The 15,858-nt window shown below is 55.3% G+C and carries 12 protein-coding genes; 9 read left to right on the top strand and 3 right to left on the bottom strand.

Annotation, left to right across the window (positions count from 1 at the left end; translation table 11 throughout):
* Window positions 1-248: 248 nt before the first annotated feature.
* Together MKY12_RS23765 and MKY12_RS23760 are read left to right on the top strand one after the other, a co-directional pair.
* The gene (locus MKY12_RS23765; protein WP_339311173.1) at window positions 249-743 is read left to right on the top strand and encodes a hypothetical protein; all 495 of its coding nucleotides are present in this window, start codon (window positions 249-251) and stop codon (window positions 741-743) included.
* On the top strand, window positions 740-1,219 hold the full coding sequence (locus tag MKY12_RS23760; RefSeq protein WP_036732304.1) for a hypothetical protein: 480 nt from the start codon (window positions 740-742) through the stop codon (window positions 1,217-1,219). Before MKY12_RS23765 ends, MKY12_RS23760 begins: the two co-directional genes overlap by 4 nt.
* A 6-nt stretch (window positions 1,220-1,225) precedes the next feature.
* On the opposite strand, the gene MKY12_RS23755 is transcribed toward MKY12_RS23760, so the two are convergent.
* From MKY12_RS23755 to MKY12_RS23745, 3 genes are all read right to left on the bottom strand, one after another.
* Complete coding sequence (locus tag MKY12_RS23755) at window positions 1,226-1,630, bottom strand: GNAT family N-acetyltransferase (protein WP_339311171.1); 405 nt, start codon at window positions 1,628-1,630, stop codon at window positions 1,226-1,228.
* A 393-nt stretch (window positions 1,631-2,023) separates the two neighbouring features.
* Window positions 2,024-3,838: an alpha-glycosidase gene (locus MKY12_RS23750; RefSeq protein WP_339311170.1), complete on the bottom strand. Its 1,815-nt coding sequence runs from the start codon at window positions 3,836-3,838 to the stop codon at window positions 2,024-2,026.
* 110 nt (window positions 3,839-3,948) lie between these two features.
* Window positions 3,949-4,647 (bottom strand): SOS response-associated peptidase, encoded by a 699-nt coding sequence (locus MKY12_RS23745; RefSeq protein WP_339311168.1) that lies wholly within the window; start codon window positions 4,645-4,647, stop codon window positions 3,949-3,951.
* Window positions 4,648-4,760: 113 nt separating this feature from the next.
* Here MKY12_RS23745 and MKY12_RS23740 point away from each other — a divergent pair, with 113 nt between their 5' ends.
* The 7 genes from MKY12_RS23740 (at window position 4,761) to MKY12_RS23710 (ending at window position 15,854) form a co-directional block, all read left to right on the top strand.
* On the top strand, window positions 4,761-5,231 hold the full coding sequence (locus MKY12_RS23740; protein ID WP_036732298.1) for a DUF523 domain-containing protein: 471 nt from the start codon (window positions 4,761-4,763) through the stop codon (window positions 5,229-5,231).
* A 229-nt stretch (window positions 5,232-5,460) separates the two neighbouring features.
* Complete coding sequence (locus MKY12_RS23735) at window positions 5,461-6,612, top strand: cysteine desulfurase family protein (RefSeq protein WP_339311166.1); 1,152 nt, start codon at window positions 5,461-5,463, stop codon at window positions 6,610-6,612.
* 87 nt (window positions 6,613-6,699) lie between these two features.
* The gene (locus MKY12_RS23730) at window positions 6,700-7,221 is read left to right on the top strand and encodes a PRC-barrel domain-containing protein (protein WP_036732295.1); all 522 of its coding nucleotides are present in this window, start codon (window positions 6,700-6,702) and stop codon (window positions 7,219-7,221) included.
* A 14-nt stretch (window positions 7,222-7,235) separates the two neighbouring features.
* Window positions 7,236-7,445 (top strand): hypothetical protein, encoded by a 210-nt coding sequence (locus MKY12_RS23725; protein WP_036690502.1) that lies wholly within the window; start codon window positions 7,236-7,238, stop codon window positions 7,443-7,445.
* A 314-nt stretch (window positions 7,446-7,759) separates the two neighbouring features.
* The gene (locus MKY12_RS23720) at window positions 7,760-8,014 is read left to right on the top strand and encodes a hypothetical protein (protein ID WP_339311164.1); all 255 of its coding nucleotides are present in this window, start codon (window positions 7,760-7,762) and stop codon (window positions 8,012-8,014) included.
* Between the two features lie 105 nt (window positions 8,015-8,119).
* Window positions 8,120-12,673: a carbohydrate binding domain-containing protein gene (locus MKY12_RS23715; RefSeq protein WP_339311163.1), complete on the top strand. Its 4,554-nt coding sequence runs from the start codon at window positions 8,120-8,122 to the stop codon at window positions 12,671-12,673.
* Between the two features lie 208 nt (window positions 12,674-12,881).
* On the top strand, window positions 12,882-15,854 hold the full coding sequence (locus MKY12_RS23710; RefSeq protein WP_339311162.1) for a hypothetical protein: 2,973 nt from the start codon (window positions 12,882-12,884) through the stop codon (window positions 15,852-15,854).
* Window positions 15,855-15,858: the final 4 nt, after the last annotated feature.

Genomic DNA, 15,858 nt, shown 5'->3' with positions numbered 1-15,858 from the left:
TTAAGTAAATTCAAAGTTGATTATAACATGATTCGAAGGGTGAATTCTTCATCTCACCTGTTAAAAGATACTCCTAAGGATTTGCTGCTGAGTTGCCTACCGCCGATCCCTACAAAATTGCAAAAGTTATACAGCAACGATGCTGAATATAAAATATCCAGTGAATTAAATATGTACAATTTAATTATGCACACTATTTTGCTGATACCATCGATCCCAGCCCGGTGGTGACCGGGATACGCCATGAGATGAAGTCCGTCGGCCACGGGAAGGCGCTGCGCTGGAATCTGTATACCCGGCTGCCAGAGATTGAGGTGGTGCTGCTGGAGCTGGTGATTGAGGTCTGCCGGCGGGCGCGGAAGTACCGATACATGGGAGCTGTGGTGTCCGTTGCGGTAGTGGAGACAGACGGCAACACCTCGAATGCCTACAGCCGGCAGACGACACTGCCGGAGCCTTCGTCGTTAACCCATGAGGTGGCAGCGGCTGCCTACCGTCTATTCGTAGATCATTGGAGCGGCTTGCCGATTAGCCGGTTGGCTATCTCTATATCCCAGCTCACGGATGACAGCGTGATGCAGCTGACCTTGTTCGACGACCGGATACGAAGCAGTAGCAGAGAACGGGCTATTGATCAGATCAAGAACCGGTACGGAAGCGGGGCGCTGATCCGCGCGTCTTCTTTGCTGGAGTCTGGGGTTGCTCTGGAACGGGCGCAGCAGATTGGGGGGCACTATAAATGAGCAAGCTAGACGGAAACGAGCGGTGGAAATCCAAAATGTTAATGACAGAGCATGTCCAGCAGTATGAGCAGAAGCAGGGGACAGAGGGCAGGAAAATGATTACGGTAGAGGAGCGGACAATGGTGCGTGACCTCATTCTGCTTCCTTACCTCGATACGATGGTCAGCAAAAGTCTGAAGGAGCTTGAGCTGTCCAATAGTATTCTTAAGCGGGCTTTCATGCTCGCCGGCCAGGCGATTCAGCAGCGTATTATGCAGGATACCTACCAGCTCCAGAAGGAGCTGAAGCAGCATAATATCCGGGTGCTGGCCGATGAGCAGGAGGAGTTCCTTGTGTATTACAAAATCTTTTGCCGGGGCTATCAGGAACGCTTCGGACTTACCCGGGATGTGATGCGCACCGAGATCAGCCTGCGGCTGACCAGGTACACGGCGGAGCTTGGAGCCGGTCTGAAAAACCAGCATTTGAGCAGTTAGTATCAGCTACAGTGCTTTGGTGAAGAAAATCTCTAGCGGCTCATTATCCGGCAGCAGGCAGCCTGAGTCCCGGTAGCCCAGTTTCCGGTAGAAATGCTGTGCCTCTTCACTCGCCATCGAGGAGGTCATAACCTGCTTATGGCCCATGGCATGCATCGCTTGCTCCCAGTGCTGCACCGCCTGTCTGCCGAAGCCTGCGCCGCGATAAGGCTCATCAATCCACAGCAGATTCATGAAGGGGATCTGGTCCCAGAAATACCCGTACCGCAGCCAGCCAATGTCCAGGCTACCCTCGCTCAGAATGTAAATCTCCTGCTGGTTTATTTTAGAGAGAAGAAGTGAGTTCAGGATATGGCGGTCACGGCTTGCGAGATAATCATAATCGGCTTCAGTTGCGGTTCTGATGTTCATAGGGCGATTCTCCTGTCATTGTATAGTGTGTGAAGAACGATTGTCCTTACAAAAGTCTACCACCTCTGGTTGTCTGGTTCGGTGTAACAAACAGCTATAAACAAACAAGCCCCTTCCCGGGGCTTGTCTTTGATTGGCCCGAATGTATGCCAAAAACAGCATACATTGTGCCGGTGCGCAGGCACATGGCCCAAATGTATGCCAAAAACAGCATACATTCTGCTGGTGCGCAGGCGCATGGCCCGAATGTATGCCAAAAATAGCATACATTGTGCTGGTGCGCAGGCGCATGGCTCGAATGTATGCCAAAAACAGCATACATTGTGGTGGTGCGCAGGCGCATGGCCCGAATGTATGCCAAAAACAGCATACATTGTGGTGGTGCGCAGGTAATCAGGCTTCGCCGCCAGCTTGTCCACTATACAGTATGCGGTATCCTAGCGGCTCCAGCGTCATGCGGATTTTCTCCCCATCCTGCTCCACAGGCTCGCCGCTCAAGGCATCCTGCCAAGTGCCCTCACCCAGGGATTGCGTAAGCGTCAGCGGTTCAGCGGAATTATTCATCCAGACTGTGAAGCGGGTGTGCTCATTCCAGCGTTCATACACTAGGGCCCGGCTGCCCGGATCACTCCGCAGGAAGCGGAACTGGCCGGTGCGCAGCACCTCGTGCTCTTTGCGCAGGGCAATGAGGCTCTGATAAAAGCGCAGCAGCTCACGGTCCTGCCGGTCCTCTTCCCAGATCATACATTTGCGGCAGTCCGGGTCGTCTCCGCCGGTAATCCCGATCTCATCTCCATAGAAAATACACGGCGTACCGGTGAATGTGAACAGGAAGGTGATGGCCAGCTTCAGCCGCCCCTTGTCTCCGCCCAGCCGGGTGAGCACTCTCGGGGTATCATGGCTTGCCAGAAGATTGAACAGCACCTCATTCGCCTGCCGGGGATAACGCATGAGCAGCCCGTAGATTTGAGCAGCGAAGGTTCCGGGATCAACCTCCTCGTCGGTCCCGAAGAACTTCAGCAGCCGGTCAGAGAAGGGATAGTTCATTACCGAATCGAACTGGTCGCCCTGCAGCCAGCTGAGGGAGTCGCTCCACACCTCGCCGATGATGAACGCTTCCGGGTTAATTTCTTTGACCGCCTTGCGGAAATCCCGCCAGAATACATGGTCCACCTCATTGGCTACATCCAGCCGCCAGCCGTCGATGTGTACCTCCTTGAGCCAGAATTTGGTGATATCCAGCAGATAATCTCTGGCTTCCGGATGGGCAGTGTTGAGCTTGGGCATTCCGCTGAAGAAGCCGAAGGTATCATAGTTGGCCTTGCCGTCCAGCACCTGAACGGGATAATCATGGACATGGAACCAGCCTGCGTATTTGGAATCCGCTCCATGCTCCAGCACATCCTTGAACGGTGCGAACTCGGAGCTGGTATGATTGAAGACGGCATCGAGGACCACCTTAAGCCCTTTGGAATGGGCGAGATCAACCAGTTGCTTGAGCTTATCAAGATCCCCGAAGCTGGCGTCAATCGTTCCGTAGTCAACGGTGTCATATTTATGGTTGCTGGGAGCCTTGAAGATCGGGGTCAGATACAGCGCCGTTACGCCAAGCTCGGCAATATAATCCAGATGGTCAATCATCCCCTGCAAGTCTCCGCCAAAATAGCTGTCGTGGGTGGGCGGTGCCCCCCATTCGAGCGTCCCTTCGGGGTCATTCGCCCGATCTCCGTTAGCGAACCGGTCCGGCATAATCTGATAGAAGACCGCAGATTTCGCCCATTCGGGAACCTGGAGCAGGTCGGCCTCATGAAGGTAAGGCATTTCGTAGTAGCCTCCGGCAGGCTCGGGCAGTCCGTCTGTAAAGAAGCCGGATTCTAGCATCCATACGGTTTCCTGATCGGTTTCCAGCCGGAAGCCGTAGGAGAAGCGTTTGAACTCAGGGAAGATTTCTGCTTCCCAGTAATCGAAGAAGCTGTCGGTAGCCACCTTGCGCATGCTCAGCTCCTGATGATGCTGCTCCCAGTCGTATTTATCGCCGATCAGGGCAAATACCCGGTCTACATTGTTTTTTTTGCTGCGGATTCTTAAGTGGTAGGTGTCCTTGTTATAGGCATACGCCCATCGCCCCTGCGTTGAATGATAGAGACATTCCAGCTCGATGGAGGCGCCGGATGCGCTTAAGGACACTGCTTGTCTGCTGGGAGCCATATGAAATTCCTCCTGGGATACGTATTGTGGATGGATATTATGAGGTATGAGCTTTAGTTAATACCCTGGGACCGGAGGTTTCAAACAGCAGATATTTCACCAGGCAGCAGTCAAAATAGGGTGCCCTGCACCGGCTCCGGCCCGGCTCTGCGGATCAGCTCCGGGTAGTCACTCCGAGCATTGCCTACGGCTGGGGAGACGGGATAAGCCATCATCTGTTCCGCATCGTAAGGCCGCAGCAGCTTCATCAGGCCGGGAATATTCCGGTTGCTGCGCTCCAGCCACTGCGCTTCCCCGTCTGCATCCAGAATGACCGGCATCCGGTCATGGATGTCTTTCATGAGAGTGTTCGGAGCGGTGGTGATGATCGTGCAGGTGGAGATTCTGCCGCCGTCCGGACTGGTCCAGATATCATACAGTGCAGCCATGGAGAACAGCTTACCGTCCCGCATCGTGATCCGCATCGGCTGCTTGCCGCCTTCCAGGGTCTTCCAGTCATAGAAGCCGTCTGCGGGAATTACACAGCGGCGGGAGGCCACCAGCCCTTTGAATGAAGCCTTCTCCAGCAGCGTCTCACTGCGTGCATTGATTAGCTTGGCAGCGTTCTTGTCCTCCTTGGACCAGGAAGGGAGCAGCCCCCAGCGGAGTTCTCCGAGCTTATTCTGTGTGCCGTCATGAATAACCGCAGCAATATGCTGCATCGGAGCCGCGTTATACCTTGGCGCATATTGGATGAGCGGATGCTCCCGGATGAAATACTTGGCGATCAGCTCCTCCAGCGTTACCGTAATCGTATATCTTCCGCACATTTTATCTATGCCTCCCTGGGTAGTTAACGGTTTACAGACCGAACAGCTTGTCTTAGCATTATATTAGAATTATATAAGATGAGACTGAAGATTGCGAAGGGGGACGGCAGCACATGATTATCGTAAGCTCCTGCCTGGCAGGAATGAAGGTCAGATATAATGGAACCGATTGTCTGGAGCAGGGCATCCGGCAATTGCTGGACAGCCGGCAGGCGGTTGCAGTATGCCCCGAGCTGCTGGGCGGCTTCTCTACCCCGAGAGAACCGGCAGAGATTATAGGCGGCAGCGGCAGAGATGTGCTGGAGGGGCAGGCCCGGGTGGTTGACAGAACAGGGAATGATGTAACCGCAATGTATATAGAAGGCGCGCATGCCGCGCTGGAGCAGGCACGCAGCTTAGCTGCCACGCTTGTTGTCCTTAAGGAGAACAGCCCTTCCTGCGGCAGCTCAAGGATCTATAACGGAGAATTTGCGGGCGGGAAAATCCCCGGAGAAGGGGTGACCACAGCCCTCTTGCGGCTGCATGGTATTGAAGTGATCTCCGAGGAGCAGCTTGCCGCGCGGTTGCCGGAATTAGAGGGCTGATCGGGAGCGCCAACCATGGACAAATGTTACAATATTGTGTTTATTAACAGGTGGTAAAACAGGCAGTTCAGCAGTATAATCTAGTAGTCCTGTAAGTGGAAACGGCATTGCCGTCCTTTCAAGGACGGTACCGTTTCAGCGAGAAATAGAAGGATAAATTATCGTGTGAAACAAATAAATTCTTATATTTTAAGAAAATCCTGAATTTCAAGAAGTGGAGAATTTCGTTATGAAACCCATCTATTTGGACCACGCCGCCTCAACACCGGTTCATCCGGAGGTGGCAGCGGTTATGTATCATATGCTGTTGAACGAGTACGGCAATGCGTCCAGTGTGCACCAGTTCGGACGGTCTGCCAAGAGAATTATAAATGGGGCGCGCGATAGAATCGCGGGCTTTTTGGGCTGTTCCCCTGAGGAGTGGGTGTTCACAAGCGGAGGCACGGAGAGCGATAATCTCGCCCTGTTCGGGGCGGCCTATGCTTCTGCTTCCAAGGGTAGACATATCATTACTACAGCGGTTGAGCATCATGCAGTGCTGCATACCTGCGCGGAACTGGAAGGGCAGGGCTTCGAGGTCACCTATCTTCCTGTCGATTCTACCGGCCGTGTCTCTTTGGAGGATGTAGAATCGGCTCTGCGCGAGGATACAGTACTGATTAGCATAATGTATGTGAATAATGAAGTGGGAACTGTACAGCCTATAGAAGAGATTGGCAGATTAGCGGCCGAACGGGGTGTGCTTGTGCATGTAGATGCTGTACAAGCTCTGGGAACGCTGCCCCTGGTGCTCCGCGATCTGCCGGTAGACTATATGAGCTTCTCGGCCCACAAGATCGGAGGTCCTCAGGGGATTGGAGGCTTGTACGTCCGGCGGGGGGCGCCGCTAATGCCAAGACAGCATGGCGGACTTCAGGAGCGCGGCCGGCGGGCGGGCACGGAGAGTCTGGCTCATACCGCCGGGTTCGCCAGAGCCGTTGAACTGGTTGTACAAGGGCTGCCGGGTCATCATGAGCAGGCTCTGGAGCTCCGCAGAACACTGCTGAAAGAGCTGGACAAGCAGGTCGGAGCAGAGAGATATGTCGTCAACGGAAATGAACAGCATACGGTGCCTGGAATTCTGAATATCAGCTTCCCCGGGGCCAAGACAGATGTGCTGCTGATGAACCTGGACATGGAACGGATTGCGGCAGCCAGCGGCTCAGCCTGTACATCAGGATCTCTGGAAATCTCGCATGTTCTGCAGGCGATGAAGCTTCCGGAAGAACTTTTGAACTCTGCGATTCGCTTTAGTACAGGTTTGGGTAATACTAATGAAGAAATGCAGGTTGTGGCCCAGAAAGTTGGAACCGTTTTGAACCGGCTGCGTACAAAAGACTAGGTTTTCGTGCAGTCTGGCAGACGTTCGGGAGGTCTTTGGCCCATGGGACCCGTATGCAATACTTAAGGTGAGGGGACTTTGGATACCATGAAGCTTCAAGATATGATTGGCCTCACTGTATATGAAGTTGAAGAAGGTACGGAAGTCGGTGAAATAATCGACATTGGACTGGATTCAAACTGGAATATTACGGGTATTGAACTGGAAAGTAAATCTTTTTTTGGAAGGCTTGTGAAAGTTGTGGCATGGGATAATATTGCCGCTTATGGCGAAGATGCTGTCATGATCCGCAATAAAGAGTCGATTGTTAAGGTTGACGCTGACCATATATCCTACACTTTCCTCTTGGGAAAGAACAAATTGAAGGACAGGCAGGTGCTTACAGCATCGGGAACGGTGCTTGGGCGAATATCGGATGTTTATTTTGACCAAAAGTTGGGAAACACAATAGTAGCGCTGGAAATCAGTGACGGGCTTGTAACTGATTTGATCGAAGGCCGCAAATGGCTGCCTTGTTCTGAAGAGATGACTATCGGAGAGGATTCTGTACTGGTTCCCGCGATGAGTGAAGAACGGCTCCAAAATGCCATTAATATTGTTAACGGATAGGTGGAATGTATTATATGAAGTGTCCAAACTGCAACTCCAAGGATATCGGCAAGATCGGCTCCCACCAGTTCTATTGCTGGGGCTGTTTCATCGAACTAACGGTCAACGGCGAGAAAATGTCGGTGTATCAGGTTGAAGAGGATGGCACGCTCAGCTCGCTTGACGATCTGTTCTCGGGTGAAGAGGTTGCACAGGATTTCCCGCAAATCCACGCCTCCTCTTGAGCATTGCCTGATTCATAACCGGCTAACAGTTACATAGATTCGCCGTGCCCAAATACCGGGCGGCTCTTGAAGCCGCCTGGTATTTGGGCTTTTTTGAAATATAAGAATTTATATGTTTTACGCTATAAACTATCCTTCTATTTCTCGCTGAAACGGTGTGAATAAGGAGGCGAAGTTGAATTTATGTGAAAAAAAGAACATACTGAGCGGGCGAACGGATGTGTGGGCCGGATGTATGTAGAAAACCGACTACAAAGGGCAGGTGTGGGGTGTGCGGGCGAAATGTAATCGAAAAACCGATTACATTTCGCCAAGTGAGGTCGTGCGAGCTGGATGTAATCGAAAAACCGATTACATTTCGCCAAGTGAGGTCGTGCGGGCTGAATGTAATCGAAAAACCGATTACATTTCGCCAAGTGAGGTCGTGCGGGCTGGATGTAATCGAAAAACCGATTACATTTCGCCAAGTGAGGTCGTGCGGGCTGGATGTAATCGAAAAACCGATTACATTGGACTGGCGCGAGCGGCGTTTACAGGGAGCTCCGGACAAAGTTGCATCTTTGTTATAAGGGCTAAGGAATTGGTATGTCGTCTCCGGGACACGGACCCTATACTGAAATCGACTGGCACGGGGCCAGAATTCAACAAGGTTCTACACGAGGGGGAATGTTCAGATGTACCGCAAAGGAATATCGAAGCTTCTGATTGCCGGATTGCTGCTGTCAGGAATTCAGCTTCCGGGAACTACAGGAATAGCGCAGGCAGATAACGGGAAAGACGCAGACAGGCTGTCTGCAAGTACAGGACAGGCAGATGCAGCCCGGGCGGCAGGGTTCACCGATATGAAGCAGCACTGGGCGTCGGCTGCAGTGAACAGGCTGTCAGCCGCAGGAATTCTGCAAGGGGACGAGGCAGGACAGTTCAGACCGGGACAAGCGGTCTCACGGGCAGAGATGGCCGCCATCATCAGCCGCGTGTTCCGTTATTCGGATTCGGGCAGCACTGTATTCAGTGATGTAAGCGCTTCTTCCTGGTATGGCAAGGATGTAAGCCGCGTGAATGCCGCAGGCGTTATTCAAGGCTACGCGGACGGCCGGTTCCAGCCGGGATCGGCGGTCACCCGCCAGGAAGCTGTAACCATGCTGAGCCGGGCATTCACGCTGGAGGCGGGCTCCCCGGGTGCGCTGGCTGCACAGTCAGATGCGGCAGTGGTCAGCGGCTATGCCCGGGAAGCCGTGAGTGCGATGCTGGACGCCGGTTACCTGCGCGGCGATGCGGACGGCAAGCTGAATCCCAAGGCGCAGATGACCCGGGCCGAGCTGGCCGAGCTGCTGAGCCGGATGGTCGGGTGGATCAGCTCAGGCGAGGGAAGCCAGAAGCTTGGAGCCGTGTCCGGCAATGTGATTGTCAACCGGGCGAATGTGCAGCTCGAAGGCGGCCCGGTCAGCGGCAATCTCTACGTCACAGCCGGAGCAGGGGAAGGGGAAGTCTCGTTCTCGGGCATTAAGGTGCAGGGAACGGCACATATCTCAGGAGGCGGTGACCATTCGGTGGTGTTCCGCCAATCTACCCTGGGACAGATCAAGCTGAATAAGCTTACCACCCTGGTAAGGATGGTACTGGAGGATGGCAGCACCGCAGCGCGCATTGAATTGCTTAAGCCGGCGAAGGTGGAGATCGGAGCGGGCTCACGCGCAGAGACTGTGCTCATCGGCGCAGGCGCTGCAGGATCAGAGATCGTGAGCCGGGGGCAGATCGGCCGGCTTGAGAACCAGGCAGATCGTGTGCTGCTCAACGGCCAGGCATTCAAGTCCGGCGAGACGCTTCGGGACTTGTCCGGCACGGGAGCTACAGCGCAGGCAAGTGCCAAGGCTACCACTGCCCCGGCCCAAGCGGGCGGCGGAAGTGCAGGCGGTGTCACACCAGCGCCAAGCTCAACACCTTCACCAGCGACGCCGGTGCCGACAGCGGCGCCTGCTGCCACACCAACCCCAACGCCGGCCCCGACTCCGCCAACCCAGAACAATCCATGGGAGCTGGTGTGGAATGACGAATTCGACGGCCAGGCCATTGATGAGGGCAAATGGAATGTACAGGATACCGGCACGGTGTACAATAACGAGCTGGAATATTATCACCCGGACAACGCTTCGCTTACGACAGAGAGCGGGCAGAGCGTACTGGAGCTGGAGGCCCGGAAGCAGGCTTACGGCGGGAAGAATTATACTTCAGCCAAGCTGACCTCGAAGATGAAGGGCGACTGGACCTACGGCAAATTTACCGTGCGGGCCAAGCTGCCGGTTCAGCAGGGCATGTGGCCAGCCATCTGGATGATGCCGACCGATGACGAGACGCAGTATGGACCTTGGCCGGGAAGCGGCGAGATGGACATTATGGAATTGACGGGACCGGTTGCCGGCAAGGCAGAGGCGGATCTCTATCCAAGAACGGTCCATGGCTCGATTCACTACGACATTCCGCACGCATCCCAGACCAAAACCTATGTACTGCCGGAGGGCCAGACCTTCGCGGATGATTATCACGACTTCACGCTGGAATGGCTTCCGGGCCTGATCCGGTATTATGTGGACGATGAAATGTATTTTGAAACCAAAGACTGGGGAACGATGGCCAAAGGCCAGCCGGATTACTATACGTATCCTGCTCCGTTTGACCGGCCGTTCTATATGATTCTGAATCTGGCCGTGGGCGGCGACTGGCCGGGTGATCCGAAGGCCGACTTCAAGTCGGATAAGATGTATGTGGACTATGTAAGGGTCTACAAGTACAAGAACCTGGACCAATGGCCGGATGTAACAGGCAAGCGGCCGATCGATCCGGGGCACTCGGCCCCGCAGCGTCCTGCCCTGGCAGACGGGAATCAGATCTACAACGGGGACTTCAAGGGTACTGTAGCAGCCCAGGGTCAGCCGGAATATTGGGAATTAATTGAGAATGAAGGCGGGAGCGGAACAGCCTCCGTTATTGATGATCAGGATAAGGGCAAGGCGGTGAAGGTTGCCGTCCATGAGGCCGGCAAACAGAATTATTCCATTCAGCTTGCGCAGAAGCCGCTGCTGCTGGAGCGGGGCAAAGCCTATAAGGTAACCTTCGATGCCAAAGCGGATGCAGCCCGGCCGCTGATGAGCAAGCTGACCGAATTCGGCGGCGGATGGACGGCGTACTCCGGGGAGCGCAATTTCCAGCTTACACCGGACTGGCAGCCGTATGAGTACAGCTTCACGATGGCCAAGGCTTCGGACAATAATGCCCGCTTTGAATTCAATCTGGGTCTGAACAACATTTCCGCCTACTTCGCGAATGTAAGAGTGGTAGAGACAGAAGCACCGCCGGTAGTACGCACCCCGCTTGCTGACGGCAACCTGATCTATAACGGAGGCTTCGATCTGGGAGAAGCGCGGCTCGGATACTGGAGCTTTGCCGTTAGGCAGGGCTCGGAAGCAGCGGCGAAGGCTAGTGTAACCAATACACTTGCCCTGCCGATGATGAAGCGGGAATTCCGGGCGGACGTGCAGAAGGCCGGAGGATCGCCGGAGGATGTGACGCTGACCCAGGCAGGAATTCCTGTGTCGGCGGCAGCCGTCTACCAGCTTGCCTTCGATGCGAGATCGGCCGAGGCGCAGCCGCTTGGCATTAAGCTCGCAAGCAGCGGTGGACAGACGGTCTATCCTGACGGAACCACCTTCACGTTGACACCGGAGTGGAAGAGCTATACAGCAGAAATTGAGCTGTCCGGCGGGTCCGGCACGGAAGCTGCGTTATCGTTCCTTCTGGGCGCGGCTGCGGGACAGACCGAGCTTGACAATGTGCGTCTGGTACGGATGACCGATCCGCCAATGCTCACTAACTACCTGCATCTGCGCGGAGACCAGTTCTGGAGAGCCTCAGGAACCGGCCTGATTCCGAGCGGTGAAGGCGGCAAGGATATTACGGACATGGATAAGGGCGACTATGTGGAATACAAAGTGGTACTGCCACAGGCAGGCAGCATTGTTCCGGTAACCCGTGTATCCAGTGTGCGCGCGGATTCGGAGCTAACGCTGTCAGTACTGGATGCCGGCAAGCAGAAGGTGGTGACGGAATCTGTCTACAGCACGGCAGTAGGCGATACCGGAGGGCTTCAGTCCTACCGGGCGATCGTGGGAGCACCACTGGAGTTGCCTGCGGGAAGCTATTACATCCGTCTTGGCGGCAGCGGCTACAATCTGGCCTGGCTGGATCTGTCCCGCGAGCTGGTGGTGAACGGCAGCTTCAAGGACGCTTCCACCGACAACTGGACGCTATACAAGAAGGACTGGGATGACAATGACCCGGGGAAGAGCACTGTAATGAAGGCTGTGTATGGAGAACTGCAGGTTAGCCTCGGCGGAACTGGAACGGAGGCTTGGCATGCACAGGTGAAGCAAGCGGGCATCCCGGTAGAGCAGGGCAAGAAATATCTGCTGCGCTTCGATGCGGATGCTTCGGTAGGCCGGGATATTAAAGCGCTGGTTCAGCATGACGGGACTGATGATGGCAACTGGACTCCTTATCTGGAACAGGAAGTGAGACTCAGCGAAGCCGGGGGACATTATGAATATCTGTTCACTGCCCCGGCAACCGATCCTGCAGCCGTGCTCCAGTTCAGTCTGGGCAAGATCACCGAAGAGCTGGGAGCGCACACGGTCAACCTGAGCAATATCTCCTTGCTTCAGGTAAGCCCGGTGCTGGACGGTGAGGCTTACGGGGAGAATCTGATTCCGAATGGAGATTTCTCAGAGCCGCTTAAGGGCTGGAGCAGCTACTCCTCCGACAGCGGGGAGTTAGCCATTGACAATGTGGATGGAGCGCTGCAGATCAAGGTGGGCTCCACCGGCACGAACACCTGGGACCGGCAGGTCTTTTATGAGGGAGTCGCTTACAACGAAGGCAATCATTATACACTTACCTTCAAGGCCAAGGCATCGTCTGAACGCAAAATGAATATCAGCATCGGCTGGCTGGATGTAGCAGACAATTACAACTGGCACGGGTATACGAGCAAAATTGTTGATCTGGGCAGTGAATATCAGGAATATACCGTAGAATTCGATGTTGCCGGGGGCAGCACCTCCATCGGCCGCATTTCCTTCGAGCTGGGGGATATCAAGGATGGCGGCACCGGACATTTGACGGTGGACGTGGATGATATTGTGCTCACGAATAACGGGACAGCAGCTGCACCTTAAGCACCTTGAACATGCTTTGGATTTTGTTATTCAGGCTTACGATTTGGTATTTAGACTGGCCGCATACACTTCTATAATCATTACATGGAGAACGGGCAACCGTTCTTCATGCTTGTCCAGAACCTTCCCCAATTCTTCGGCCCAATGAGTATACATAACAGGGAATGAGTATCATCCAATAGAAAACAGGAAAAGAGGAGAACCATTCATGATGCTGAAATTCAATACCGCAAGAGCAGCGGCTGCTTCGCCTGAAGATATCCTGAGACAGGCATTCGCAGACCGGATAGACGAGGGCGGCCAGCTAAGCGCCGTCTTCACGGATTCCAGGTGCATCGGGGCTGTTGGCGTAGCGGGCCTTCCGCTTCGGCTGCCTGCCATTCAGGAGCTGCTTAAGCTCCCGGAGGTGGCAGCGCTGCTGCCGAAGGAGACTGGCGCATCGGCGCTGTTCACCGTGAATGATACAGGTACGGAGCTATCCCTGCATATCCGCCATGCCGGAAGACAGGAACAGGCAATAGCTATACCGGAGGCGGCTGCAAACGCGGCACTGGCGCAGCTTCAGGCTGCACCGGGCTGGGCTGGTGCCCTTAACGCTGAAGGCGAGCATGTGATTGACCTGCGTTCCCCCGTTCCGGGTCCGCACTTCGCGGTCAATCTGCTGCTGGGCAACCGGCTGGAGTTCCCTCATCCGCTCCAGACTACACCGAAGAGCGTGGTAGACCGCCTTGGCGGCGGCAGCTTCCGTTCCCATGCGGCTACCCAGGTGCTGGCGACCCGCTGGGATATGCGCCAGGAGGAGAACGGCTTCCCGGCCAACCGTCAATTCTATCTGTTTGAGGACGGGAAGCAGATCTTCTATTCCGCTGATCCGGGCGGAGAAGGTATTGAATCGGCGGTCTGCCGCCATTCACAGAATGTAACCATCATCACGTACCGCCTGTCCGGCGGACTTGAGATTACGCGCACCATCTTCATTCTGCCGCATGCTGAGGGTCTGCCGCTGGCGACCGAGATGCAGCGCGTTACGATTACGAACCATGGAGAGAGCAGCCGCCAGCTTCGTCTGGTGTACACTGGCATGTTCGGTTCGGCAGCACCGGGCGCTCTGTTCGAGGATGTGCTGTATAGCAATGTTATTATGCAAGGCGGCGTATTGCAGGACGCTGATGGTGCCGTGGCTGCAATCAGCCCTGACTATTACCCGGAAGGCGGGCGTCATGATCTGCGCTTCCACACGATGATCATCCACGTGGAAGACGGACCCGTGCTGCCCCGCGAATATTGCGTCAGCTACAATGAGTTCGTCGGCACCGGCTCGCTTCACCGCCCATCCGGCGCGTTGAAGCTAAGCAGCATTCTGCACCGCAAGGGGCCGGGCTTCTTCGCGGTAGCGGGGGAGATTCAGGTTGCTGCCGGAGCCACGGCAGCAGTTGACCAGCTGACGGGCCTTGTCTCCGACAAGAGCGGTGCATCCTGGAGCGATACGGTACTGGAGGAAGAGGTAGGTGCGCTGATCGCCCGCTTCACAAGCCGCAGCTCGGCGGAAGAAGCCTTGGCACAATCCCTGAAGTTCGTGCGGAATTACTCCAGGTTCCTGCAGGTATCCTCCGGGGACGCGGATTTCGACCAGTTCGTGAACCGTAATCTGCCTTTTCAGGTGCTCTACCAGAGCTTTGTCTCCCGTTCCTTCTGTCAGACCCAGAAGGGCTACCGGGAGATCGGCTTCCGTGAAATTCAGGATATGTATGCCTCGATGTATTATTTCGTCGGGATGGGCCGGGGCGGCCTCGTCAAGAGCTTGCTGAAAGAATGGACCAGCATGGTCTTCGAGCTGGGGTATGCGTATCACAATTTCTTCTGGGCCGGCAAAGAGCCGGGCAAATGGTCCGATGATGCGCTATGGCTGATCCAGGCTGTCTACCGTTATGTCATGCTGACCGGAGATTCGGAGTTCCTCGATGAGTCTTGTCCGGTAGCAGGCACGGACACAGAACGGCCGGTATTCGAGACCCTGAAGGCCATTATTGTCTATTCCGGACAGATCTCGATCGGACGCCACGGCCTGCCGCTGCTCGACTTCGCAGACTGGAACGACTGTCTGAAGCTCGATGACACCTACCTGAACGGCCCGGCCAAGGAAGCACTCTACCGGAAGCAGCTGGAGGCCGGCGGTGTCTTCGGGGATTCGCTGGAGAGTGATTATTCGGAGAGCGTCATGAACGCCTTCCTGCTGAAGGTGGCGGTCGTTGAATTGTCCGCCCTGGCCGCCCGCAAAGGCGAGCAGACGTATGCAGATGAGCTGACCGGCTTCGGAGCCAAGCTGCGTCAACGCATCCAGGAGCATGCCTGGAAGGGGGATTTCTTCGCCCGTGTGCTGTTCAACCGCTATGCGAACGGAGAATACACGTATCTCGGCGCTGCCGGGGACGGGATGTCCTCCGATCCGGCGAAGGACGGCTCGTACTTCCTGAATTCATTCAGCTGGAGCATTCTGGCGGGCTGTGCGGATGAGGATCAGATCGCGGTGATGCTGGACACCATGAAGGCGCATCTGATGACGCCTTACGGCATGAAGCTGGTCTCGCCGGTGGCGCTGGGCCGGGTATCCACGCACACGGCATCGGATGAATACTTCCCGGGTGACCGTGAGAACGGCGGCGTATTCAAGCATGCCTGTATGATGGCTGCTGCGGCTATGTTCAAGGGGGCCAAGGAAGTATCCAGCCCGGATCTGGCAGCAGAGCTCTGCCGCCTGGGTTACTGGCTGCTGGACCGGATTATGCCGTTCAAGACGATGGATGATCCGTTTGCCGTCTGCGGGAATCCGCGGTTCTGCACCCAATACAACAACAGCGAGACTGGTGAGAACATCGGTCCGATGCTTAGCGGCACCTCGACCTGGCTCACCCTCTCGCTGATGGAAGCGCTGGGTATTGAATATACGGAGCAGGGCATAGCCCTGAGTCCGGTGCTGCGGGAAGAGCAGACGGAGCTTACCTACACCTTGAAGCTTGGCAGCTCCTCCTACCGGATTCAGGTCCGTAAGCCGGAGGGCTTCCACCGCATGCAGGATGGGGCAACCCGCCTGATGCTGGACGGCCGGGTACTGGAGGACGGCTTGGTACCGGCCGTAGATGATGGCTTCGCCCATGAGGTAGAGCTTACCTTCGCAGGCTGACGGA

Origin of the sequence: Paenibacillus sp. FSL M7-0896, from assembly GCF_037975415.1 — a bacterium.
GTDB classification, from domain to species: Bacteria; Bacillota; Bacilli; order Paenibacillales; family Paenibacillaceae; genus Paenibacillus_AQ; species Paenibacillus_AQ silagei.
Note: the sequence above shows the minus strand (reverse complement) of the source record. Positions and strands in the feature narration are given on the sequence as shown.

Excerpts from the sequence above, each read along its gene's own strand:
- MKY12_RS23750 (WP_339311170.1), bottom strand. The coding sequence starts at position 3,838 with ATGGCTCCCAGCAGACAAGCAGTGTCCTTAAGCGCATCCGGCGCCTCC.
- MKY12_RS23710 (WP_339311162.1), top strand. The coding sequence starts at position 12,882 with ATGATGCTGAAATTCAATACCGCAAGAGCAGCGGCTGCTTCGCCTGAA.
- MKY12_RS23755 (WP_339311171.1), bottom strand. The coding sequence starts at position 1,630 with ATGAACATCAGAACCGCAACTGAAGCCGATTATGATTATCTCGCAAGC.
- MKY12_RS23735 (WP_339311166.1), top strand. The coding sequence starts at position 5,461 with ATGAAACCCATCTATTTGGACCACGCCGCCTCAACACCGGTTCATCCG.
- MKY12_RS23765 (WP_339311173.1), top strand. The coding sequence starts at position 249 with ATGAAGTCCGTCGGCCACGGGAAGGCGCTGCGCTGGAATCTGTATACC.
- MKY12_RS23725 (WP_036690502.1), top strand. The coding sequence starts at position 7,236 with ATGAAGTGTCCAAACTGCAACTCCAAGGATATCGGCAAGATCGGCTCC.
- MKY12_RS23715 (WP_339311163.1), top strand. The coding sequence starts at position 8,120 with ATGTACCGCAAAGGAATATCGAAGCTTCTGATTGCCGGATTGCTGCTG.
- MKY12_RS23745 (WP_339311168.1), bottom strand. The coding sequence starts at position 4,647 with ATGTGCGGAAGATATACGATTACGGTAACGCTGGAGGAGCTGATCGCC.
- MKY12_RS23730 (WP_036732295.1), top strand. The coding sequence starts at position 6,700 with ATGAAGCTTCAAGATATGATTGGCCTCACTGTATATGAAGTTGAAGAA.
- MKY12_RS23760 (WP_036732304.1), top strand. The coding sequence starts at position 740 with ATGAGCAAGCTAGACGGAAACGAGCGGTGGAAATCCAAAATGTTAATG.
- MKY12_RS23740 (WP_036732298.1), top strand. The coding sequence starts at position 4,761 with ATGATTATCGTAAGCTCCTGCCTGGCAGGAATGAAGGTCAGATATAAT.